The sequence below is a fragment of the Kitasatospora sp. NPDC015120 genome, assembly GCF_043080305.1.
Taxonomy (GTDB): domain Bacteria; phylum Actinomycetota; class Actinomycetes; order Streptomycetales; family Streptomycetaceae; genus Kitasatospora.
Window position 1 is genome coordinate 680,074 of record NZ_JBIBVJ010000003.1, and the last position, 25,771, is coordinate 705,844.

Here is a 25,771-nt window from a genome sequence, read left to right on the forward strand (position 1 = left end):
GGCGGCGGGACCTCGGGCGGTGCACTCATCGGGTGATCGCATTTGTGCAGCTCCAGGCCTTGGTGTGGGAGCGCAACGGGTGGCGCGGAGTGTCTTCGGTCTCCTTCCGTGGTGTCCGGCTGGCCGAAACCAGACGCTTGCGGATCATCGACGGCGCGATTCAGAGTTCTGCCTGCCCGCGCTCGCCCGCTAATCGACTCTGGACGTGATGGAACGGTATGGCCGGTTCGGATGCTGTCGCGATCGTCGGTTTCGCCTGCCGGGTGGCGGGAGCGGACAACCCGGACGCGTTCTGGGAACTCCTGCGCACCGGCGTCGATTCCGTCCGTGAATTCCCCGACGGCCGGCGCGCCGCGACACCGCCGGAACGCCCCGCCGCCACGGTCGCCGGCGGCGCGCCGGAGCGGCCCCGGCGCGGCGGCTACCTGGACGACGTCAGCGGCTTCGACCCCGGGTTCTTCGGCATCACTCCGGGCGAGGCCGCGCTCATGGACCCGCAGCAGCGGCTGATGCTCGAACTGTGCTGGGAAGCCCTGGAACACGCGGGCATCCCGCCGCACGGGCTGAGCGGCGGCCCGGTCGGCGTGTTCGCCGGGGCGATCTGGGACGACTACGCCGTCCTGCTGCGCCGCGCGGGCATCGCGGCCGGTGCGCGCCAGGTGACCGGCCTGCACCGCAGCATGATCGCCAACCGGGTCTCCTACACCCTCGGCCTGCGCGGCCCCAGCATGACGGTCGACGCGGCCCAGGCGTCCTCGCTGGTCGCGGTGCACACGGCCTGTGAGAGCCTGCGGCGCGGGGAGTCCGAGCTCGCCCTGGCCGGCGGCGTCAACCTCGACCTCGTCCCCGACGGGCCGGGCGAGGCGGGCAAACTGGGCGGACTCTCCCCGGACGGCCGGTGCTTCACCTTCGACGCGCGCGCCAACGGCTATGTGCGCGGCGAGGGCGGCGCGGTCGTCGTGCTCAAGCCGCTGGCCCGCGCGCTCGCCGACGGCGACACCGTGTACTGCGTGGTGGCGGGCAGCGCGATGAACCACGACGGCGGCGGGGCGGCGCTCACCTCGCCCGAGGCCGCGGCGCAGGAACAGGTGATCCGCGCGGCCCACCGCCGGGCCGGATTCCGCCCGGCCGACGTCCAGTACGTCGAACTGCACGGCACCGGAACCCCCGTGGGCGACCCGGTGGAGGCGGCCGGCCTCGGCGCCGCGCTCGGCACCGGCCGCCCGGCCGGCGCACCGCTGCGGGTCGGCTCGGTGAAGACCAACCTCGGGCACCTGGAGGGCGCGGCCGGAATCGTCGGGCTGGTCAAGACGGTCCTGGCGATCCGCCACCGGGAGCTGCCGCGCAGCCTCAACTACGAGACCCCGAACCCCCGCATCCCGCTGGGCGAGCTCGGCCTGCGCGTCCAGGACACGACCGGCGCCTGGCCGATGCCCGGACAGCGGCTGGTCGCCGGGGTGAGCTCCTTCGGCATGGGCGGCACCAACTGCCACGTGGTGCTGGCGGAACAGCCGGACGGTGGACGTGCGCAGGCCCCGGCGGCGGCCGCCGACGGCCCTGCCGAGCCGGCCGCCGGCCCCGGGGCCCCGGCCTTCGTCCCGCTCTCCGGCGCCACGCCCGAGGCGCTGCGCGCCCAGGCCGACCGCCTGCACCGACACCTGCTGCGGCACCCCGGCGTGGAGCCGGCGCACCTCGGCTGGTCGGCCGCCACCACCCGGAGCCACCTCGCCGCCCGCGCCGTCGTCCACGCCCCCGACCGCGCGGGGCTGCTGGCCGGCCTCGACGCGCTGCGCACCTCGGGCGCGGCCCCCGGCGTGGTGAGCGGTGAGGTCAGGCCCGGCCGGACCGCCTTCCTGTTCTCCGGCCAGGGCAGCCAGCGCCCCGGCATGGGCCGCGAACTGCACGAGCGGTTCCCCGTGTTCGCCGCCGCCTTCGAGGAGGTCTGCCGGCACCTCGACCCGCACCTGCCGCGTCCGCTGCGCGAGGTGCTGTTCGCGCCCCAGGGCAGCCCGGAGGCGGAACTCGTCCACCGCACCGAGTTCACCCAGCCCGCCCTCTTCGCCCTCGGGGTGGCGCTGCAGCGGCTGCTGGCGCACTGGGGCGTCGTTCCCGACCTGCTGCTCGGCCACTCGATCGGCGAGCTCACGGCCGCGCACGTGGCCGGCGTCCTCGACCTGCCCGACGCCTGCGCCCTGGTGGCCGCCCGGGGCCGGCTGATGCAGCAACTGCCCGCCGGTGGCGCGATGCTGGCCGTCCGCCTGGGCGAGGCGGCGGTCGTGGCGGCACTCGCGGACCTGGGGGACCGGGTCTCGGTCGCGGCCGTGAACGGGCCGGCGGCCACCGTGGTCTCCGGCGACGAGGAGGCCGTCCTCGCGCTCGCGGAGCAGTGGCGGGCGCAGGGCCACAAGGTCCGGCGGCTGCGGGTCGGCCACGCCTTCCACTCGGCGCGGATGGAGCCGATGCTCGACGCCTTCGCGCAGGTCGCGCGGGGGCTGACCTTCCGTCCGCCGACGACGCCCGTGGTGTCCAACCTGACCGGCCGCACGGCGTCCGCCGAGGAGCTGTGCTCGCCCGGCTACTGGGTGCGCCAGGTGCGCGGGGCGGTGCGCTTCGGGGACGGCGTCGAGCGGCTGCGCGAGGGCGGTGCGAGCGTCCTGGTCGAACTCGGGCCGGACGGCAGCCTGTCCGCGCTGGCCCGGGAGTGCCCGGTGCCCGAGGGCGGCGAGGCCTTCGCGGCCGTCGCCACCCTGCGGGCCGGCCGGCCGGAGGCGGACGCCCTGGCCGAGACCGCCGCCCGGCTGCACACGCTGGGTGCCGCGCTCGACTGGACCGCGCTCTTCGAGGCCCGGGCACGGCGGCGGGTCGCGTTGCCCACCTACGCGTTCCGGCGCACGCCGCACTGGCTGCGCGCCGCCGCTCCCGAGGACGTCGCGCCCGAGGACGTCGCGCCCGAGGACGTCGCGCCCGAGGACGTCGTTCCGGAGAACGCCGTTCAGGGACGGGCCGCTCCTGCGGCGCGGCTGCCCCAGGCGCCGCCGGCGTCGCCGCTCGCCCGCCGGATCGCCGGGCTGCCGGAGGCTGACCGGGCGCGCGTCGTGCTGGACCTGGTCCGCTCGCACGCGGCCGCCGTGCTCGGCCACGCCACCAGGGACGCCGTCCGCGCGGACCTCGCCTACCGCGAGTCGGGACTCGACTCGCTCGCCACCGTCGAACTCCTCCAGCGGCTGTCGGCCGCGACCGGCCTCGACCTGCCCGCGAGCGCCGGCTACGACCATCCGACGCCCGCCGACCTCGCCCGCCACCTGTGCTCCCGGGCCCTGGCAGGGCCCGCGCCGGAACGGCCGGCCGAGCCGGCCGAGCCGTCCCCGGCGGCCGACCGCGACGGCGACCCGATCGCGGTCGTCGCCATGGGGTGCCGCTTCCCCGGTGGCGCCCGCACGCCCGAGCAGCTGTGGCGGCTGGCCGCCGACGGCGTGGACGCCATCGGAGCGTTCCCCCGAAACCGCGGCTGGGACCTGGACCAGCTGCACGGGACCTCCCCGGACCGGCTGGGGAGCACCTATGTGCGCGAGGGCGGATTCCTCGACGGCGCGGGCGAGTTCGACGCCGAGTTCTTCGGCATCAGCCCGCGCGAGGCCCTCGCCATGGACCCGCAGCAGCGCCTGCTGCTGGAGACGTCCTGGGAGGCACTGGAGCGCGCCGGGCTCGACCCCGCCGGGCTGCGCGGCGACCGCGTCGGGGTGTTCGTCGGCGCCACCGCACAGGACTACGGCCCGCGCATGCACCAGCCCGTCGACGGCCTGGACGGCTACCTGCTCACCGGCACCACCCCGAGCGTCGCCTCCGGCCGGATCGCCTACGAGCTCGGCCTCGAAGGCCCCGCCGTCACCGTGGACACCGCCTGTTCCTCCTCGCTCGTCGCCGTGCACCTGGCGGCCCAGGCCCTGCGCAACGGGGAGTGCACGCTGGCCCTCGCGGGCGGGGCCACCGTGATGGCCGAGCCCGGGATGTTCGTCGAGTTCGCCCGGCAGCGCGGCCTCGCCCCGGACGGCCGCTGCAAGCCGTTCTCCGCCGACGCCGACGGCACGGCGTGGGCCGAGGGCGTCGGCGTCGTCCTGCTGGAGCGGCTGTCGGACGCCCGGCGCCACGGCCACCCGGTGCTCGCCCTGGTGGTCGGCTCCGCCGTCAACCAGGACGGTGCCAGCAACGGCCTCAGCGCCCCCAACGGGCCGGCCCAGCAGCGGGTGATCCGGCAGGCGCTGGGCTCCGCCGGGCTGGCGCCCGCGGACGTCGACGTGGTCGAGGCGCACGGCACCGGCACCGCGCTCGGCGACCCGGTCGAGGCCCACGCCCTGCTCGCCGTCTACGGCGCCGGCCGCGACCCCGGACGCCCCCTGCTGCTCGGCTCGGTGAAGTCCAACATCGGCCACACCCAGGCCGCGGCCGGGATCGCCGGGCTGATCAAGACCGTCCTCGCGATGCGGCACGGGCTGGTGCCCGGCGTGCTGCACCTGCGCGAGCCCTCGCCGGCGGTGCGCTGGGCGGACGGCGCGGTCAGCGTGCCGGCGGCCGCGACCCCGTGGCCCGCGCCCGATGGTCCCGACCGGCCCCGACGGGCCGGTGTCTCCTCCTTCGGCATCAGCGGCACCAACGCGCACGTGATCGTCGAGCAGGCGCCCGCGCCGGCCGGACCGGCGCCGGAGGCCGGTGGCGGCGGACACCCGGACCTGCCCGTGCCGCTCACCGTCTCCGGCCGCACCGAGGCCGCGCTGCGCGCCCAGGCCGGCCGGCTGGCCCGGCACCTGGCCCCGGCCGCCGAAGCCGGGGCCGAAGCCGGCGCGGCCGCGACGGCGGGTGACCGGTTCGCGCTCGGCCACGCCCTGCTGCGCGGCCGGACCAGGTTCGACCACACCGCCGTCGTCCTCGCCCGTACCCACGCCGACGCGCTGCGCGGGCTGACCGCGCTCGCCCAGGGCGAACCGGCCGACAACCTCGTCCGGGCCCAGTCCGCCGCCCGCGGCGCGACCGCCCTGGTGTTCCCCGGCCAGGGCTCGCAATGGGCCGGCATGGCTGTCGAACTCCTTGACTCCTCGCCGGAGTTCAAGGAAGAGATGGAGGCCTGCGCGGCGGCGCTGGCCCGCTGGACCGACTGGTCGCTGCACGACGTCCTGCGCGGCCGGCCGGGCGCACCCGACCTGTCCCGGGTCGACGTCGTCCAGCCCGTGCTGTTCGCCGTCATGGCCGCGCTGGCCCGGCTGTGGCGGGCCGCCGGCGTCGAACCGAGTGCCGTCGTCGGCCACTCGCAGGGCGAGATCGCCGCCGCGTACGTCGCGGGCGCGCTCACCCTCGACGACGCCGCCAAGGTGGTCGCCCTGCGCAGCCGCGCCCTGCTCGGCCTGGCCGGTACCGGCGGCATGGTCTCCGTCCCGCTGCCCGCCGAGGAGACCGGCGCGCTCCTCGCGCCCTGGGGCGGCAGGATCGGCATCGCCGCCCGCAACGGCCCCGTCGCCACTGTCGTCTCCGGGGACGCCGCCGCCCTCGACGCCCTCCTCGCCCACTGCGAGCGGAGCGGCGTGCGCGCCCGCCGGATCCCGGTGGACTACGCCTCGCACTCGGCGCACGTCGAGCCGCTGCGCGAACCGCTCCTCGCCGCGCTCGCCGACCTCGCGCCCCGCGCCGCGCGGATCGCCTTCTACTCGACCGTCACCGGCGGGCTGCTGACCGACACCACCACGCTGGACGCCGACTACTGGTACCGCAACCTGCGCCAGGAGGTCCGCTTCGAGCCCGCCGTGCGCGCCCTGCACGCGGACGGCCACCGGCTCTTCGTCGAGGCGAGCCCGCACCCCGTCCTCAAGATCGGCACCCAGGAGACGCTGGACGCCTGCGGCCCCGAAGGCCCCGAAGGCGCCGGGGCCCCCGAAGGCGCCGGGGGCACGACCGGTGCCGGCGGCACGGCCATCGGCACCCTGCGGCGCGATCACGGCGGCCTCGGACAGTTCCTCGCCTCGGTCTCCGAGGCCATCGTCCACGGCGCGCAGCCCGACCCCGACGCGCTGCTCCCCGGCGACCACCGCGGCCGGCACGTCGACCTGCCCACCTACGCCTTCCAGCACCGCCGCTACTGGCTGACCACCGGGCCCGCGCAGGCCCGCCCCACCGACCTCGGCCTCGACGCCGTCGACCACCCGCTGCTCGGCGCCGTCACCACGACCCCGGACGGCACCACCCTGGTCACCGGCCGGCTCTCCGCGGACACCCGGCCCTGGCTGCCCGACCACGCGGTCACCGGCACGGTCGTGCTGCCCGGCACGGCCTTCCTCGACCTCGTGCTCCGGGCGGGCGCGCTCGCCGGCTGCCCGGGAGTCGAGGAGCTCACCCTGGAGGCCCCGCTGGTGCTGCCCGACACCGGGCGCACGCAGCTGCGGGTGGCCGTCGCCCCCGCCGACCCGGCGGGCCGGCACGCCGTCACCGTGGACTCCCGGCCGCCCGCGTCGCAGGGCGAACCGGGCGACGAGCCCGCGGAGCGGCCCTGGACCCGGCACGCCTCCGGCACGCTGACGGCCGCCGACGAGCCCATCGCCGCTGCGGTGCAGGGCAGTTGGCCGCCGCCGGGCAGCGAGCCGGTGGAACTCGCCGACGCCTACGAGCGTCTCGACCGCCTCGGCTACGGCTACGGCCCCTGGTTCCAGGGCCTCACCGCCGCCTGGCGCGCGGGAGACCACCTGTACGCCGAGGTCCGCCTGCCCGCCGAACCAGTCCGGGGCGATGCCGCGCACGGAGTCCATCCCGCCCTGCTCGATGCGGCCCTCCACCCGCTGCTGCTGGCCGACGCGCCCGCCGGTGGCGCCGGCCCGCGCATCCCGTTCGGCTTCACCGGCGTGCGACTGCACGCCACCGGAGCCACCGCGCTGCGCGTCCGGCTGTCGCCCGCGCCGGACGGCACCACCGCACTCGCCGCCGAGGACCTCAGCGGGGCGCCCGTTCTCACGGTCGGCGGCCTCAGCCTGCGCGAACTGCCCGCCGACCGGCTCGCACCGGCCGGGGCCACCCCGCGCGACGCGCTGTTCGCCCTGCACTGGACGGAACTGAGCGTGCCCGCCGCCGCGGGGGATCCGGACCGGGTGGTCCTCGGTGCCGACGACCTCGGTCTCGACCCGCGCGCCACGTTCCCGGACCTCGCCGGGCTCGACGCCCACACCGCCGCCGGGCATCCGGCGCCCGCCGTGGTGGTCGCCGCCGTTCCCGGCACGCCGGGCGACCCGGCCGAGGCCGCGCACGCCGCCGCCCGCTGGGCCCTCGACACCGTCCGGGCCTGGCTGGCCGGGGACCGCCCGGACGGGGCCCGGCTGGTCGTCGTCACCCGGGGCGCGGTCGCCGTCCGGGACGGGGACGCCGTGCCGGGCCTCGGCCAGTCCCCGGTGTGGGGCCTGCTGCGCACCGCACAGTCCGAGCACCCCGGCCGGCTCACCCTGATCGACCTCGACGACCCCGCGCGCTCCGGCCGCGCCCTGCGGGCCGCCCTCACCGCCGACGAGCCCCAACTGGCCCTGCGCGACGGGATCCCGCACCGTCCCCGGCTGGTCCCGGCCGCGGCCCCGGCCGCAGCCCCGGCCCCGGCTGCGGCGGCGCTCGGCGGGCGCCCGCTCGATCCTGAGCGCACGGCGCTGATCACCGGCGGCACCGGCACCCTCGGCGCACTGATCGCCCGCCGACTGGTCACCGAGCACGGCCTGCGCCACCTGCTGCTGGTCAGCCGGGCCGGGCAGCTGGCGGACGGCGCCGAGCCGCTGCGGGCCGAACTCACCGCGCTCGGCGCGCGGGTGACGATCGCCGCCGGCGACGTCGCCCGCCGCGAGGAGCTTGCGGCGCTGATCGCCGGGCTCCCGGCCGCCCACCCGCTGGGCGTCGTCGTGCACGCCGCCGGCGTCCTCGACGACGGCACGGTGGAGACCCTCGCCCCCGCACGCCTGGCCGCCGTCCTGCGCCCCAAGGCGGACGCGGCCTGGCACCTGCACGAGCTGACCCGGGAGCAGGACCTCGACGCATTCGTCCTCTTCTCCTCCGTCACCTCGGTGACCGGCAACGCCGGACAGGGCGCCTACACGGCCGCGAACGCCTTCCTCGACGCGCTGGCCGGGCACCGCCGCGCGGCCGGGCTGCCGGCGATCTCTCTCGCCTGGGGCCTGTGGGCCGAGGGCAGCGGGATGACCCGCCACCTCGCCGCCGCCGACCGCGCCCGACTCGCCCGCGGCGGCATCGGCCTGCTGTCCACCGAGGACGGGCTCGCGCTGTTCGACGCGGCGCTGCGGACCGACCTGCCGTACGCCGTCACCGCCCGCCTCGACCGGGCGGCGCTGCGCGACCTCGCGGCGGCCGGCGCCGTGCCGCCCGTGCTCCGCGGACTGGTCCGTGCCCCCCTGCCACGGGTGGCCGGGGCGGCGACGGGCACCGCGGTCGGCGACGGCGCCGGGGAGGCGTCCTCCTGGGCGCGCCGGATGGCGGGCCTGCCCGAGGACCGCCGCGCCCGCGCCGCCCTCGACCTCGTCCGCAGCCAGACCGCCACCGTGCTCGGCCACGGCGAAGCGGACACCGTCGACGTCCGGCGCGCCTTCCGCGAGCTGGGCTTCGACTCGCTCACCGCGCTGGAACTGCGCAACCGCATCAACAGCTTCACCGGCCTGCGGCTGCCCGCCACCGTGGTGTTCGACCACCCCAGCGCCGCCGCCCTCGCGGCGCGGCTGACCAGGGAGGTGGCGGGCGCCCCGGCAGTGGCCGCCCCGACGCCCGCGGCCGCCCCGGCCGACGACGATCCGGTCGTGATCGTCGGCATGGGCTGCCGCTATCCCGGCGGCGTCACCGGGCCCGAGGACCTGTGGCGCCTCGTCGCCCGGGAGACCGACGCGGTCGGCGGCTTCCCGACCGACCGGGGCTGGGACGCCGACGCCCTGTACGACCCGGACCCGGCCCGCCCCGGCACGGTGTACACCCGGCACGGCGCCTTCCTGTACGACGCCGGCGACTTCGACGCCGAGTTCTTCGGGATCTCGCCGCGCGAGGCCCGCGCGATGGACCCGCAGCAGCGCCTGCTGCTGGAGACCGCCTGGGAGGCGCTGGAACACGCGGGCGTGGACCCGGCCGGGCTGCGCGGCTCCCGGACCGGCGTCTTCACCGGCGTCATGCACCACGACTACGCCTCCCGGCTGCACCGGGCCCCCGACGGCTACGAGGGCCTGCTGCTCGCGGGCAGCGTGGGGAGCGTCGTCTCGGGCCGGGTCGCGTACGCGCTGGGGCTGGAGGGTCCGGCGGTGAGCATCGACACGGCGTGCTCGTCGTCGCTGGTCGCGCTGCACCTGGCGGCGAGCGCGCTGCGCTCGGGGGAGTGCGACCTCGCGCTCGCGGGCGGGGTGACGGTCATGTCGACACCGACCGTGTTCGTGGAGTTCGCCCGTCAGCGCGGTCTGGCGGCGGACGGGCGGTGCAAGCCGTTCGCGGCGGCGGCGGACGGGACCGGCTGGGGCGAGGGCGTCGGCCTGCTCGTCGTCGAGCGGCTGTCGGACGCGGTGCGTCACGGGCACCGGGTGCTGGCGGTGGTGCGGGGCAGCGCGGTGAACCAGGACGGTGCGAGCAATGGGTTGACGGCGCCGAACGGGCCGTCGCAGGAGCGGGTGATCCGGGCGGCGCTGGCGAGCGGGGGGTTGGCTGCGGCGGACGTGGACGTGGTGGAGGCGCACGGGACGGGCACGACGCTGGGCGACCCGATCGAGGCGCAGGCGCTGCTGGCCACGTACGGGCAGGAGCGGCCGGCCGATCGGCCGCTGCGGCTCGGTTCGGTGAAGTCGAACATCGGGCACACCCAGGCGGCGGCGGGTGTGGCGGGTGTGATCAAGATGGTGATGGCGATGCGGCACGGGGTGGTGCCGAAGTCCCTGCACGTGGATGCGCCGTCGCCGCACGTGGACTGGTCGTCGGGCGCGGTGGAGTTGCTGGCGGAGTCCGTGGAGTGGCCGGAGACGGGGCGGCCGCGCCGGGCCGGGGTGTCGTCCTTCGGGATCAGCGGCACCAATGCCCACGTGATCATCGAGCAGCCCGCTTCCCTCGACCGTGAGGGCGTTCCGGCGGAGCCGGTGACGGCCGCGGGTGCGGGTGCGGTGGTGCCGTGGGTGCTGTCGGCACGATCGGCGGCGGCCCTGCGTGCGCAGGCGGAGCGGTTGCGCGGCTGGCTGGGCGACCGTCCGGAGGCCGATCCGGTGGCGGTGGCACGGACGCTCGCGTCGGGGCGGGCGGCGTTGGAGTACCGGGCGGTCGTCGTCGGGCGGGATCTGAGCGAACTCACCGATCGGTTGGGTGAGTTGGTTGACGTCGAGGCGGCTGCGGGTGCTGTGCCCGGTTCGGGTGCGGTGTTCGTGTTCCCGGGTCAGGGGTCGCAGTGGGTGGGGATGGCGGCCGAACTCCTTGACACCGCGCCGGTGTTCGCGGCGGCGGTGGAGGAGTGTGCGGGGGTGATGGATCCGCTGACGGACTGGTCGTTGCTGGAGGTGTTGCGGGACGGTTCGGGTGGGTTGCTGGAGCGGGTTGATGTGGTGCAGCCGGTGCTGTTCGCGGTGATGGTGGGGTTGGCGCGGTGGTGGGAGTCGTGCGGGGTGCGGCCGGCGGCGGTGATCGGGCATTCGCAGGGTGAGATCGCTGCGGCGCATGTGGCGGGCCTGTTGACGCTGGAGGATGCGGTTCGGGTGGTGGTGCGGCGTTCGCAGGCGCTGCGTGGGGTGACGGGTGGCGGGATGCTGTCCGTCGGCCTGGGGGCCGAGCGGGCCGCCGAACTCGTCGCCGGGGACGCGCGGTTGTCGTTGGCGGCGGTGAACGGCCCGTCGAGCGTGGTGCTGTCCGGGGAAACCGAGGCGCTGACGGCCGTGGTGGAGTGGTGTGAGCGTGAGGAGGTGCGGGCGCGCTGGATCCCGGTCGACTACGCCTCGCATTCCGCGTACATGGACGCGGTCCGCGATGAAGTCGTCGAACTCTCCTCGTCCGTACAGCCATGGGCGGGCCGGGTGGCGATGTACTCGACGGTGACCGGCCAGGTGGTCGATGAGCCGGAGCGGTTGGCGGGTTCGTACTGGTTCGACAACCTGCGCGGCACCGTCCGGCTGGACGCGGCAGTGCGCGCGGCCGTCGCCGACGGACACACGGTGTTCGTCGAGTGCAGCCCGCACCCCGGCCTGGTCGTCCCGGTCGCCGACCAGCTCGAAGAGGTCCCGGGCGCCGTGGTCCTGGAGACGCTGCGCCGCCACGAGGGCGGCCCCGAACGTCTGGTGACGGCACTGTCCGCCGCCTTCGTCGCCGGCCTGCCCGTCGACTGGACCACCCTGCTCCCCGCCGGACCCCAGGCCGAGCTGCCGACCTACGCCTTCCAGCACCGCCGCTACTGGCTCGACGCGCCGCCCGTCGCGGGGGCCGCGCACGACCTCGGGCTCGTGGCGGCCGGCCATCCGCTGCTGGGCGCCGCCGTGCGCTCGCCGGAGGACGGCGGACTGTCGTACACCGGACGGCTGTCCGTGCCCGCCCACCCCTGGCTCGCCGACCACGCCGTGCACGGGACCGTCCTCGTCCCGGGCACCGCCCTCCTCGACCTCGCGGCCTGGGCCGGCGCCGAGGCCGGCTGCCCGGTGGTCGACGAACTCACCCTGCACGAGCCGCTCGTGCTGGCCGAACAGGCCGCCGTGCGGCTGCACGTGGCACTCGCCGCGCCCGACGCGACCGGTGTCCGGGCCCTTGCCGTCCACTCCCGGCCCGAGGGCGTCCCCGAGGACGAGCCGTGGGCCCGGCACGCCACCGGCAGCCTCTCCTCCACCCCGCCGCAGGCCGTCGCCGACGACCTCCTTCCGTGGCCGCCCCCGCAGGCCGAGGCCGTCGACACCACCACCCTCTACGAGCGCCTGGCCGAGGTCGGCTACGACTACGGCCCCGTCTTCCAAGGCCTGCGGGCGGCCTGGCGGCACGGCGACGACCTGTTCGCCGAGGTCGAACTCCCGGGTGAACCGGGCCAACCGGGCCAACCGGGCGGAGCAGGAGAACCGGGCGGACCGGAAGCACCGGACGCGCACGGCCACCACCTGCACCCCGCGCTGCTGGACGCCGCCCTGCACCTCACCGCGCTGGACGCGGTGGAGGCCTCGGGCAGCACCCTGTTGCCGTTCGCGTGGACAGGGGTGACCAGGGAGCCGGCCGCCGGGCCCGTCACCGCCCTGCGGGTGCGGCTGCGGCGCACCGGCGGTGCGTCGGTGTCGCTGCTGGCCACCGACCGCAGCGGCTCGCCCGTGGCGCGTGTCGAGTCGCTCACGCTGCGGCCACTGGCCCCCGGCCGGCTGGCCGGTCCGGTCGCCGCCGACCCGGCCTGGCTGCACCGGGTGGACTGGACGGAGACGGCCCTGCCCGAGGCCGGGACCGACCCGCAGCAGCGCTGGGCGCTGCTCGGCACGCCGTCGCCGGACCTGCCGGCCGTCGCGGAGGACCACCTGCCCGCCCACCCCGACCCGGCCGCGGCGGCCGAGGCCGGGACCGACGTCGCCGTCCTGCTCTGCCCGCCGGCGGACGGCACCGGACCCGAGGCCGTCCGCACCGCCGTCCACACCGTCCTCGGCGTCCTCCGCGGCTGGCTCGCCGAGGAACGGCTCGCCGCCGCCCGCCTGGTGGTCGTCACCCGGGGCGCGATCGCCCCCGACCCGTCCGAGGACGTCCCCGAGCCGGTGCACGCGGCGGTCTGGGGCCTCGTCCGCAGCGCCCAGACCGAGCACCCGGAGCGCTTCGTGCTGGTCGACCTCGACCACGACCCGCACCGGGCCGGCCTCCCGCTCCCCGTGGACCGGCTGCGCGCCGTCCTGACGTCCGGCGAGGCCCAGGCGATCGTCCGGGACGGCACCGTGCTGACCCCGCGACTGGTCCGCGCCGGCGCCGACCGGGCGCTCGTGCTGCCGGACGGGCCCGCGCCCTGGCGCGTCGAGTCCGGCCCGCAGCACACCATCGACGCCCTCGCCGTCGTCGGCCACCCGGCCGCGGCCGAACCGCTCGCCGCCGGACAGGTCAGGGTCGCGGTGCGCGCGGCCGGCGTGAACTTCCGCGACGCGCTGATCACGCTCGGCATGTACCCCGGCCGCGCGGTCGTCGGCGCCGAGGCGGCGGGCGTCGTGACCGAGGTCGGACCGGGTGTCACCGCGCTCGCGCCGGGCGACCGGGTGATGGGCCTGTTCGACGGCTCCTTCGGTCCGCTGGCCGTCACCGACCACCGCCTGCTGGCCCGCCTGCCCGCCGGCTGGTCGTACGCCCGGGCGGCCTCCGTGCCGGTGGTCTTCCTGACGGCGCTCTACGGGCTGCGCGACCTCGGCGGGCTGCGGCCCGGCGAGACCGTCCTCGTCCACGCGGCGGCGGGCGGCGTCGGCATGGCCGCCGTGCAGCTCGCCCGGCACTGGGGCGCCACGGTGCTCGCCACCGCGAGCCCCGCCAAGTGGCCGGTCGTACGCGGACTCGGCGTGCCCGAGGGCCTGATCGCCTCCTCCCGCGACACCGCCTTCGAGCGGCAGTTCGCCGAGGCCGCCGACGGCCGGGGCGTGGACGTCGTCCTGAACTCGCTCGCCGGGGAGTTCGTCGACGCCTCGCTGCGCCTGCTCGCGGACGGCGGCCGGTTCGTCGAGATGGGCAAGACGGACGTGCGCGCCCAGGAGGCCGTCGCGGCGGACCGCCCGGACGTCCGCTACCGGGCGTTCGACCTGATCGACGCCGGACCGGACCGGATCGCCGAACTGTTCGCCGAGCTCGTGACGCTCTTCGGGACGGGCGCCCTGCAACCGTTGCCCGTCCGCACCTTCGACCTGCGCCACGTCCGCGAGGCGGTGCGTTTCGTCAGCCGCGCCCGGCACACCGGCAAGGTCGTGCTGACCCTGCCCCGGCCGCTCGCCGCCGACGGGACGGTGCTGGTCACCGGGGGTACCGGCACCCTCGGCCGCCACCTGGCCCGCCACCTGGCCGCCCGGCACGGCGTCCGGCACCTGCTGCTGCTGGGCCGGCGCGGCGCGGACGCCCCCGGCGCGGGCGCGCTGGCCGCCGAACTCGCCGAGCTGGGTGCCGAGGTGAGCATCGAGGCCTGCGACGCGGCCGACCGCGAGGCCCTCGCCCGGGTGCTCGCCGCGATCCCCGCCGAGCACCCGCTCACCGCCGTCGTCCACGCGGCCGGGGTGCTGGACGACGGGCTGGTCGACGCGCTGACGCCGGAGCAGGTCGACCGGGTCCTGCGCGCCAAGGCCGCGGCCGCCGCCAACCTGCACGACCTCACCCGGGACGCCGGACTGTCCGCCTTCGTGCTGTACTCCTCGGCCGCCGGCGTCCTCGGCACCCCCGGCCAGGCCCCCTACGCCGCGGCCAACGCCTACCTCGACGCCCTCGCGCACCACCGCCGCGCCCGGGGCCTGCCGGCCACCTCCCTGGCCTGGGGCCTGTGGGCCGAGCGCACCGGACTGACCGGACACCTCGCCGCCGCCGACCTGAAGCGGCTCGCCCGCGGCGGGCTGCTGCCCTTCTCGACGCCGCAGGGGCTCGCCCTGTTCGACGCCGCGTGGCAGCGCCCCGAGGCGGCCCTCGTCCCGGCGCGGCTGGACCTCGCCGCGCTGCGCACCGCCACCGGCCCCGTGCCGCCGCTGCTGCGGGCGCTCGCCGGTCCGGCGTCCCCGCGCCGCGCGGCGGCCGCCGACGACGCCCTGCCGTGGGCCCGCCGGCTGGCCGGCGCCCCGGCCGGGGAACGCGTCGACCTCGCGCTGCGCCTGGTGCGGGCGGAGGCGGCGGTGGTGCTCGGCCACGACTCGGCGGAGAGCGTGCGCCCCGAGACGGCCTTCAAGGAGCTGGGGTTCGACTCGCTGACCGGTGTCGAGCTGCGCAACCGGCTGAACGGCGTCACCGGTCTGCGGCTGCCGTCGACCCTGGTCTTCGACCACCCGACCCCGGCCCGGCTCGCCGGCTTCCTCGCCGCGGCCGCCCAGGGCGACCCCGTGTCCGTCGGGGCGCCGCCCGCCGCGAGCACGGTGGTCCGCGCCGACGACCCGGTGGTGATCGTCGGCATGGGCTGCCGTTTCCCCGGTGGCGTCGCTTCGCCGGAGGACCTCTGGGAGCTGGTCGCCGCCGGTGGCGATGCGATCGGTGATTTCCCGGGTGATCGCGGCTGGGACGTGGCCGGGCTGTTCGACCCCGACCCGGAGGCGTCCGGGAAGAGCTATGTGCGACGCGGCGGATTCCTGTCCGGCGTGGCGGCCTTCGATGCCGAGTTCTTCGGGATCTCGCCGCGCGAGGCGCTGGCGATGGACCCGCAGCAGCGTCTGTTGCTGGAGACGGCGTGGGAGACCTTCGAGCGGGCCGGCATCGACCCGCGCTCGCTGCGCGGCACCCGGACCGGCGTGTTCGCCGGGATGGCCGGGCACGACTACGCGACGGGCGGGATGCCGGCCGGCGTCGAGGGGCACGTGCTCACCGGCAACGCCACGAGCGTCGCCTCGGGCCGCGTCGCCTACACCTTCGGACTGGAGGGCCCGGCGCTGACGGTGGACACCGCGTGCTCGTCCTCGCTGGTCGCGCTGCACCTGGCGGCGAACGCGCTGCGGTCCGGGGAGTGCGACCTCGCCCTCGCCGGCGGGGTGACGGCGATGTCCACCCCGGACTTCTTCGTGGAGTTCTCCCGCCAGCGCGGTCTGGCCCCGGACGGCCGGAGCAAGGCCTTCGCCGCGGCGGCCGACGGCATGGGCGCGGCGGAGGGTGTGGGCCTGCTGCTGGTCGAGCGGCTGTCGGATGCGGTGCGTCACGGGCACCGGGTGCTGGCGGTGGTGCGGGGCAGCGCGGTGAACCAGGACGGTGCGAGCAATGGGTTGACGGCGCCGAACGGGCCGTCGCAGGAGCGGGTGATCCGGGCGGCGCTGGCGAGCGGGGGGCTGGCTGCGGCGGACGTGGACGTGGTGGAGGCGCACGGGACGGGCACGACGCTGGGCGACCCGATCGAGGCGCGGGCACTCCAGGCGACGTACGGGCGTGAGCGGGCCGGTGAGCCGTTGTGGCTGGGGTCGGTGAAGTCGAACATCGGGCACACCCAGGCGGCGGCGGGTGTGGCGGGTGTGATCAAGATGGTGATGGCGCTGCGGCACGGCGTGCTGCCGAGGACGCTGCACGTGGGCGCGCCGTCGCCGCACGTGGACTGGTCGGAGGGTGCGGTCGAGCTGCTGACGGACGACGTGCCGTGGCCGGCGCGCGGTGAGCGGGTCCGCCGGGCCGGGGTGTCCTCGTTCGGGATCAGCGGCACCAATGCGCACGTGATCCTGGAGGAGGCCCCGGCCGGGGCCGGGAGCGAAGCGCAGGCCCACACCGGTGGGGTTGTTCCCTGGGTGCTGTCGGCGGGGTCCGCGGCGGCCCTGCGTGCGCAGGCGGAGCGGTTGCGCGGCTGGCTGGGCGACCGTCCGGAGGCCGATCCGGTGGCGGTGGCACGGACGCTCGCCTCGGGGCGGGCGGCGTTGGAGCACCGGGCGGTCGTCGTCGGGCGGGATCTGAGTGAACTCGCCGATCGGTTGGGTGAGTTGGTTGACAGCGGGGCGGCTGCGGGTGCTGTGCCCGGTTCGGGTGCGGTGTTCGTGTTCCCGGGTCAGGGGTCGCAGTGGGTGGGGATGGCGGCCGAACTCCTTGACACCGCATCAGTGTTCGCGGCGGCGGTGGAGGAGTGTGCGGGGGTGATGGATCCGCTGACGGACTGGTCGTTGCTGGAGGTGTTGCGGGACGGTTCGGGTGGGTTGCTGGAGCGGGTGGATGTGGTGCAGCCGGTGCTGTTTGCGGTGATGGTGGGGTTGGCGCGGTGGTGGGAGTCGTGTGGGGTGCGGCCGGCGGCGGTGATCGGGCATTCGCAGGGTGAGATCGCTGCGGCGCATGTGGCGGGCCTGTTGTCGCTGGAGGATGCGGTTCGGGTGGTGGTGCGGCGTTCGCAGGCGCTGCGTGGGGTGACGGGTGGCGGGATGCTGTCCGTCGGCCTGGGGGCCGAGGGGGCCGCCGAACTGGTGGCTGGGGACGCGCGGTTGTCGTTGGCGGCGGTGAACGGCCCGTCGAGCGTGGTGCTCTCGGGGGAAACCGAGGCGCTGACGGCCGTGGTGGAGTGGTGTGAGCGTGAGGGTGTGCGGGCGCGCTGGATCCCGGTCGACTACGCCTCGCATTCCGCGTACATGGACGCGGTCCGCGATGAGGTCGTCGAGCTCTCCTCGTCGGTGAGCCCGTTGGTGGGACGCATACCGATGTACTCGACGGTGACCGGCGAACTGGTGGATGGGCCGGAGCGGTTGGCGGGTTCGTACTGGTTCGACAACCTGCGCGGCACGGTCCGGCTGGACGCGGCGGTGCGCGCGGCCGTCGCCGACGGGCACACCACGTTCGTCGAGTGCAGCCCGCACCCCGGCCTGGTCGTCCCGATCGCCGACCAGCTGGACGACGTCCCGGGCGCCGTGGTCCTGGAGACGCTGCGCCGCCACGAGGGCGGCCCCGAACGTCTGGTGACGGCACTGTCGGCGGCCTTCGTCGCGGGCCTGCCCGTCGACTGGACCACCCTGCTCCCCGCCGGACCCCAGGCGGACCTGCCGACCTACCCGTTCCAGCGCGAGCGCTTCTGGGTGACGGCCGCCGATGCGGGATCCTCCGGGGCCGGCCGCGGTCAACTCGCCGTCGACCACCCCGTCCTGGGCGCCGCCGTCGAGCTGGCCGACGGCTCCGGAACGGTCCTGACCGGCCGCCTCTCCACCGCCGCCTTCCCGTGGCTCGCCGACCATGCCGTGCTCGGCACGGTCATCGTCCCCGGCACGCTGTTCGTGGAGCTCGCCCTGTGGGCCGGAGACCGGGTCGGTCACGGTGAGATCGAGGAGCTCACCCTGCCCGCACCGCTGGTGCTGCCCGAGACGGGCGGCGTCCAGCTCCAGGTCTCCGTCGGCGCGCCGGACGAGGCCGGGGCCCGGGCGGTTGGCATCCACTCCCGGCCCGAGGACGCGCCCGCCGACCAGCCCTGGACCCGGCACGCCACCGGTACCCTGGTCGTCCCGGCAGAGGGGGCCGAGGCCGCCGCTCCGGACCTCACCGCCTGGCCGCCGCCGGGTGCCGCACCCGTCGCGACCGATGGCGCGTACGAGCGGCTGGGCGCTGCCGGCTTCGACTACGGCCCGGTGTTCCAGGGCCTGCGGGCCGCCTGGCGGCGCGGCGAGGAGATCTTCGCCGAGGTCGAACTCCCCGTGGAGGCCGACGCGGTGGCCGACCGCTTCGCGTTGCACCCCGCTCTGCTGGACGCCGCCCTCCACGCGCTGGCGGCAGCCCGCGAGCCGGACGGGCCCGCCGGCGCGACGGCCGCGGCCCGGGTGGCCTTCGCCTGGCGCGGCGTCCGGTCGGCCGCCGGGCCGAGGGCTGCGGAGGCCGCCTCCCGCCTGCGTGTCCGGCTGTCGCCCATCGGCGCGGACGCGGTGTCGCTGCACCTGGCGGACGACGCGGGAGTGGGCGTCGCGTCGGTGGCGGCGCTCACCGTCCGCCCCGTCACGGCGGAGCAGCTGCGCCCGGCCGGTCCGGCGCACCGCGACGCGCTGTTCCGGGTGGAGTGGCGGGCGGCCGAGCCCGACTCCGGGACGGTCCGGCCATGGGCACTGCTCGGCGCGGTCGACGACGCGGACGCGCCCGGTCCGGCCGCGCGCCTGGCCGAGGAGCACCGCCCGGCCGCCCGGTTCGACGACCTCGCCGCGGCCGCCGCAGCCGACGAGGACCTGCCCGCCACGGTCGTGCTGCACGTCCCGGTGGCGCCCGGGGCCGGGGCGGACGTCCCCGCCCGGACCCGCAGGCTGCTGGGCTCGGTGCTCGGTCTGCTCCAGGACTGGCTGGCGCAGGACCGCTTCGACGGCTCCCGCCTGGTCGTCGTGACGACCGGTGCGCTCGCCGCCCGTGCGGACGAGCCGGTCGCCGATGTCGCGGCCGCCGCCGTCTGGGGCCTGGTGCGCTCGGCGCAGTCGGAGCACCCCGGCCGCTTCACCCTGGTCGACCTCGGCGCCGACGAGGCCTCGCTCGCCCGCTGGCCGCTGGCCCTGGCCGCCTCGGAGCCGCAACTGGCCGTCCGGGACGGGGCGTTGCTGGTGCCCCGGCTGGTCCGCGCGACCCCGCCGCCGGCCGCCGACGACGGGCTCGACCCGGAGGGCACCGTCCTGGTCACCGGCGCCACCGGCGGCCTGGGCACGCTCGTCGCACGGCACCTGGTGACCGGCCACGGTGTACGCCGGCTCCTGCTGCTGTCCCGCCGGGGCACCGCCGCGCCGGACGCCGCCGCACTGCTCGCCGACCTGGCCGCGCTGGGCGCCGAGGCCACCCTGCTGGCCTGCGACCTCGCCGACCGCGACGCCCTGGCCGAGGCGCTGGCGCGGGTGCCCGACGAGCACCCGCTGACCGGCGTGGTCCACACCGCGGGCATCGTCGACGACGGACTGGTGGAGACCCTGACGGCCGGCCACCTGGACCGCTCGCTGCGCCCGAAGGCCGACGGGGCGTACCACCTGCACGAGCTCACCCGGGACGCCAAGCTCGCCGCCTTCGTGCTCTTCTCCTCCGGGGCGACCACCTTCGGCGGTCCGGGCCAGGGCAACTACGCGGCCGCCAACGCCTTCCTGGACGGCCTGGCGCAGCACCGCCGGGCGCTCGGCCTGCCGGCGATCTCCCTCGCCTGGGGCCTGTGGGCCGGGACCCGGGGCATGGGCGGGCGGCTGAGCGAGGCCGACCTCGCCCGGTGGGCGCGGACGGGTGCGGTCGCGATGCCGGCCGAGGAGGCGCTGAGCCTGTTCGACCTCGCGCTCGCCGAACCCGGCGCGACCCTGGTGCCCGCGCACCTGGACCTCCGGGCGATCCGCGCCCGTGCGGCGGCCGCACCCGCGCTGTTCGGCGACCTGCTGGGCGGAGCGGCCCGCCGCGGCGACCGGCAGGCGGCCGCGGCACCGCCGGCCGCCCGGATCGCCGCCCTGGCGCCCGCCGAGCGTGAGCGGGCGCTGCTGGAGATCGTCCGGACCGAGGCCGCGGGCGCGCTGGGCCACCGGTCGGCCGACGCGGTGCACGCGACCCGCGCCTTCAAGGAGCTGGGCTTCGACTCGCTGACCGGTGTCGAGCTGCGCAACCGGCTGAACGGCGTCACCGGTCTGCGGCTGCCGTCGACCCTGGTCTTCGACCACCCGACCCCGGCCCGGCTCGCCGGCCACCTGCTGGAGCGGCTGTTCGGCTCCGCCGGGCCGGAGGAGACGGCGCCCGTGCCGACCCCGGCCGCCGGCACGGGCACCGACGGCGATCCGGTCGTGATCGTCGGCATGGGCTGCCGCTTCCCCGGCGGGGTCGGCTCGCCCCAGGACCTCTGGGAGCTGGTCGCCGCCGGTGGCGATGCGATCGGCGACTTCCCGGGTGATCGCGGCTGGGACGTGGCCGCGCTCTTCGACCCCGACCCGGAGGCGTCCGGGAAGAGCTACGTGCGACGCGGCGGGTTCCTGTCCGGCGTGGCGGACTTCGATGCCGAGTTCTTCGGGATCTCGCCGCGCGAGGCGCTGGCGATGGACCCGCAGCAGCGTCTGCTGCTGGAGGCCTCCTGGGAGGCGGTCGAGCGGGCCGGCATCGACCCCGGTTCGCTGCGCGGCAGCCGGACCGGGATCTTCGCCGGTGTCATCGACAACGACTACGGCTCGCGCCTCGACCGCGTCCCGGAGGAGGTCGAGGGCTACGTCGGCTACGGCAGTGCGAGCAGCATCGCCTCCGGCCGGGTGGCGTACTCGCTGGGGCTGGAGGGTCCGGCGGTCAGCATCGACACGGCGTGCTCGTCCTCGCTGGTCGCGCTGCACCTGGCGGCCAACGCGCTGAGGTCCGGGGAGTGCGACCTGGCGCTCGCGGGCGGGGTGACGGTCATGTCGACGCCCGAGTTCTTCGTCGAGTTCTCCCGGCAGCGCGGACTTTCCCCGGACGGCCGCTGCAAGGCGTTCTCGGAGGCGGCCGACGGCATGGGCGCCGGCGAGGGCGTCGGGCTGCTCCTGCTGGAGCGCCTCTCGGACGCGCGCCGCAACGGGCACCGGGTGCTGGCGGTGGTGCGGGGCAGCGCGGTGAACCAGGACGGCGCCTCCAACGGGCTGTCCGCGCCCAACGGGCCCGCCCAGCAGCGGGTGATCCGCCAGGCGCTCGCCAACGCGGGCCTGACCACGGCGGACGTCGACGCGGTGGAGGCGCACGGGACGGGCACGACGCTGGGCGACCCGATCGAGGCGCAGGCGCTGCTGGCGACCTACGGGCGGGGCCGTCCCGGGGACCGGCCGCTGCGACTCGGCTCGGTGAAGTCCAACATCGGCCACGCCCAGGCGGCGGCGGGGGTGGCCGGTGTGATCAAGATGGTGATGGCGCTGCGCCACGGCCTGCTGCCGAGGACGCTGCACGTGGACGCGCCCTCGTCACACGTGGACTGGTCGGCGGGCGCGGTGGAGCTGCTGGCGGAGTCGGTGGCGTGGCCCGAGACCGGTCGCCCGCGTCGCGCGGCGGTGTCCTCGTTCGGGATCAGCGGCACCAATGCGCACGTGGTGCTGGAGGAGGCGCCGGAGGCGGAGTCCCCGGTTGCTGCGGAGCCGGTCGGCGGGGTGGTGCCGTGGGTGCTGTCGGCCCGGTCGGATGCGGCGCTGCGTGCGCAGGCGGAGCGGTTGCGGGAGTGGGCGGTGGCGCATCCCGGGGTCGATCCGGTGGATGTCGGCCGGTCGCTGGTGACGGGCCGGGCGGTGTTCGAGCACCGGGCGGTGGTCGCGGGGCGGTCGGTGGGGGAGTTGGTGGACCGGCTGGGTGAGGTGGCCGGGGGTGAGTCGGTCGCGGTGTCGGGGTCGGGTGCGGTGTTCGTGTTCCCGGGTCAGGGGTCGCAGTGGGTGGGGATGGCGGCTGAACTCCTTGATGTGTCACCGGTGTTCGCGGCGGCGGTGGAGGAGTGTGCGGGGGTGATGGATCCGCTGACGGACTGGTCGTTGCTGGAGGTGTTGCGGGACGGTTCGGGTGGGTTGCTGGAGCGGGTTGATGTGGTGCAGCCGGTGCTGTTCGCCGTGATGGTGGGGTTGGCGCATTGGTGGGAGTCGTGCGGGGTGCGGCCGGCGGCGGTGATCGGGCATTCGCAGGGTGAGATCGCTGCGGCGCATGTGGCGGGGTTGCTGTCTTTGGAGGATGCGGTTCGGGTGGTGGTGCGGCGTTCGCAGGCGCTGCGTGGGGTGACGGGTGGCGGGATGCTGTCCGTCGGCCTGGGAGCCGAGCGGGCCGCCGAACTCGTCGCCGGGGACGCGCGGTTGTCGTTGGCGGCGGTCAACGGCCCGTCGAGCGTGGTGCTCTCGGGGGAAACCGAGGCGCTGACGGCCGTGGTGGAGTGGTGTGAGCGTGAGGAGGTCCGGGCGCGCTGGATCCCGGTCGACTACGCCTCGCATTCCGCGTACATGGACGCGGTCCGCGACGAGGTCGTCGAACTCTCCTCGTCCGTAGAGCCATTGGTGGGACGCATACCGATGTACTCGACGGTGACCGGCGAACTGGTGGATGGCCCGGAGCGGTTGGCGGGTTCGTACTGGTTCGACAACCTGCGCGGCACGGTCCGGCTGGACGCGGCGGTGCGCGCGGCCGTCGCCGACGGACACACCACGTTCGTCGAGTGCAGCCCGCACCCCGGCCTGGTCGTCCCGGTCGCCGACCAGCTCGAAGAGCTCCCGGGCGCCGTGGTCCTGGAGACACTGCGCCGCCACGAGGGCGGTCCCGAGCGTCTGGTGACGGCACTGTCCGCCGCCTTCGTCGCGGGCCTGCCCGTCGACTGGACCACCCTGCTCCCCGCCGGCCGGCACGTCGACCTGCCGACCTACGCCTTCCAGCACCGCCGCTACTGGCTCGACCAGGGTGTCCGGGCGGGCGACCCGGCCGGGCTCGGGCTGGCCCCGGCCGGGCACCCGCTGCTCGGCGCGGCGGTCAGCTCGGCCCACGACGGCACCGTGCTGTTCACCGGTCGCCTCTCCACCGCGGCTCACCCGTGGCTCGCCGACCACGTCGTCCTGGGCACGGCGATCGTGCCGGGGACGCTCTTCGTCGAGCTGGCAGCCTGGGCGGGCGGCGAGGTGGGCAGTCCCACCGTCGAGGAGCTGACCCTGCACACCCCGCTCGTGCTGCCGGATTCCGAGGCGCTGCGGATCCAGGTCGTCGTGGGTGCGCCGGACGAGGCCGGCGCCCGGGCGGTCGGCATCCACTCCCGGCCCGAGCACGCGCCCGCCGACCAGCCGTGGACCCGGCACGCGGAGGGCACGCTGCTGGAGGGGGCGGAGGCCGACGATGCCGGCCCCGAGTGGGCGAGCTGGCCTCCGACCGGTGCCGTACCGCTGGACGTGGACGACTTCTACGAGCGCCTGGCGCTCTCCGGGGTCGACTACGGTCCCGCGTTCCGGGGGCTGCGGGCCGCCTGGCGGCGCGGTGACGACCTGTTCGCCGAGGTCGGGCTCCCCGCCGAACACGAGCGCGAGGCGGCCGGCTTCGCCGTGCACCCGGCCCTGCTCGACGCGGGGGTCCAGACGCTCCGCGTGGGCGCCGGCGAGGACGAGGACGTCCGGGTCGCCTTCTCCTGGCACGGTGTCCGCTTCTCCGGCAAGGGGCCGGTCGGCCTGCGGGTCCGGCTGACCCCGGGCGGGGAGGGCGCGGTGTCGATGCGCGTCGCGGACGCGGCGGGCCGTCCGGTCGCGGTGGTCGAGTCGCTGACCGTGCGCCCGGTCTCCGCCGAGCAGTTGCGCGCGGCCGGCGGTGCGCAGCGGGACGCGCTGCTCCGGCTGACCTGGTCGCCGTGGGACGAGGACGCGCCGGGCCCCGGCGTGCCCGGACGTGTCGCCGTCCTCGGCGCGGCGGACACCCCCGACACCCTCAGCACCCTCGGCACCCTCGACGACTTCGCCCCGGAGGCCCGGTACGCGGACGTGGCGGCCCTCGCCGCCGCCGTCGCGGCCGGCGCGCCGGCACCCGACACCGTCGTGCTCGCCGCGACCGGCCTGGACCCGGACGCCGAGCCGACCGCCCCGGCCGTCCGCCGGATCCCGCTCGCGGTGGCCCGGGTCGCCGCCCAGGTCGCCGCCTGGGCAGCCGAACCGGGGCCGGCGGACAGCACGCTCCTGGTGGTGACCCGGCAGGCCGTCCACACCGCGGACGGGGACCGGGTGCCCGACCCGGCCCGGGCGGCCGTCTGGGGTGCGGTGTGCGCGCTTCAGGCCGCGCACCCGGACCGGATCCTGCTGGCCGACCTGGACGGCGACCCGGCCTCCGCGGCCGCACTGCCCAGGGTGGTGTCCGCCGGCGAACCGAGGCTCGCCGTGCGCGGCGGACGGCTGCTCGCCCCGTCACTGGTCAGGGCGGCGGCGGCCGACGACATCGCCCCGGTCGAGCCGTGGGGCGCGGGCGGTGGCACGGTGCTGGTCGGCGGCGCGGACGGCGCGCTCGCCGGCGCGCTGGCGGGACACCTGGTCGCGGCCCACGGGGTCCGCCGCCTGGTCCTGCTGCCGGGCGGCGACACGGGCATCGACGCCGTGCACCGGCTGGCGGACCGGCTGGCCGGGGCGGGAGCGGAGGCCGAGGTGGTCGGCCGGACGCCCGGCGACCACGAGGGGCTGCGCGCCGCGCTGGAGGCGGCCGTCGCCGGGCACCCGGTGGCCGGCGCGCTGCTCGCGGTGGCCGGTGCGGCCCGCGACGACGCGGAGCCGGACGTCGGGGCGAGCCTGGCCCTTGCCGGACTGCTCGCGGCGCATCCGGGCGCGTCGCTCGTGACGGTCTCCTCGGCGGGCGGCCTGACCGGTGCCCCCGAACCGCCCGCGGCCACCGCGGCCGCCGCCTTCGCCGAGGCGCTGGCAGCCGCCCGGCACGCCGACGGCCTGCCCGCCGCCGCGCTCGCCTGGGGGCCCACCGGAGCCGACGGCACCGATTCCGAACTCCCGCAAGGGCTAGTGGAGGTGCCGGAGGCCGAGGCGCTCGTGCTGTTCGACGAGGCGCTGCGTGCGGCCGGTCCGGGACTGGTGCTCGCCCGGCCCGACCGGGTGGCCCTGCGCACCCGCCCGGAGACCGTGCGCGGTCCGCTGCGGCAGCTGCTCCGCGCCCTGGAGGTGCGTCGCGCGGCCGAAGGCGTCCGGACCCCCGAGACCCCGGACGCGGACGCCCTGCGACGGCGGCTGGCGGCGCTGTCCGAGGAGGAGCGCGAGCGCGAACTGGTCACGCTCGTCAGGACCGTGGCGGCTGCCGTCCTCGGACACCCGGGGGCCGACGAGGTCGGGCCGGAGCGGGCGTTCAAGGAGGTCGGCTTCGACTCGCTGATGGCGGTCGAACTGCGCAAGCGCCTGGTGCGCGCCACCGGGGTGCACCTGCGCTCGACCCTGGTCTTCGACTTCCCGAACCCGGTGAGCCTGGCCCGTCACGTGCTCGCGCGCCTCGCCGAGGACTCCTCGGCGGCCACCCCGGTGCTCGCCGACCTGGACCGGCTGCACGAGGCGCTCCCGGCGCTCCTGGCCGAGGACGGGGCCCGCGACCGGATCGCCGAACGCCTGCGCGAGCTGCTGGCGCTGTGCGGGACGCCGGACGACGGCGCCGACGGAACGGACGAGGACGACCTCGGGTCGGCCACCGACGACGAGCTGTTCTCCCTCGTCGACCAGGGGTTCGAGTGAGGCCGCGGACCCACCCGGGCCCCCCG

The 25,771-nt window shown here is 76.8% G+C and carries 1 protein-coding gene; it reads left to right on the plus strand.

Annotation, left to right across the window (positions count from 1 at the left end):
- The first annotated feature begins 218 nt into the window (after positions 1–218).
- Positions 219–25,745: an SDR family NAD(P)-dependent oxidoreductase gene (locus ACF1AK_RS11760; RefSeq protein WP_391498604.1), complete on the plus strand. Its 25,527-nt coding sequence runs from the start codon at positions 219–221 to the stop codon at positions 25,743–25,745.
- Positions 25,746–25,771 lie beyond the last annotated feature (26 nt).

Bases quoted from the DNA above. Each gene is read 5' to 3' on its own strand.
- ACF1AK_RS11760 (WP_391498604.1), top strand. From the start codon at position 219: ATGGCCGGTTCGGATGCTGTCGCGATCGTCGGTTTCGCCTGCCGGGTG.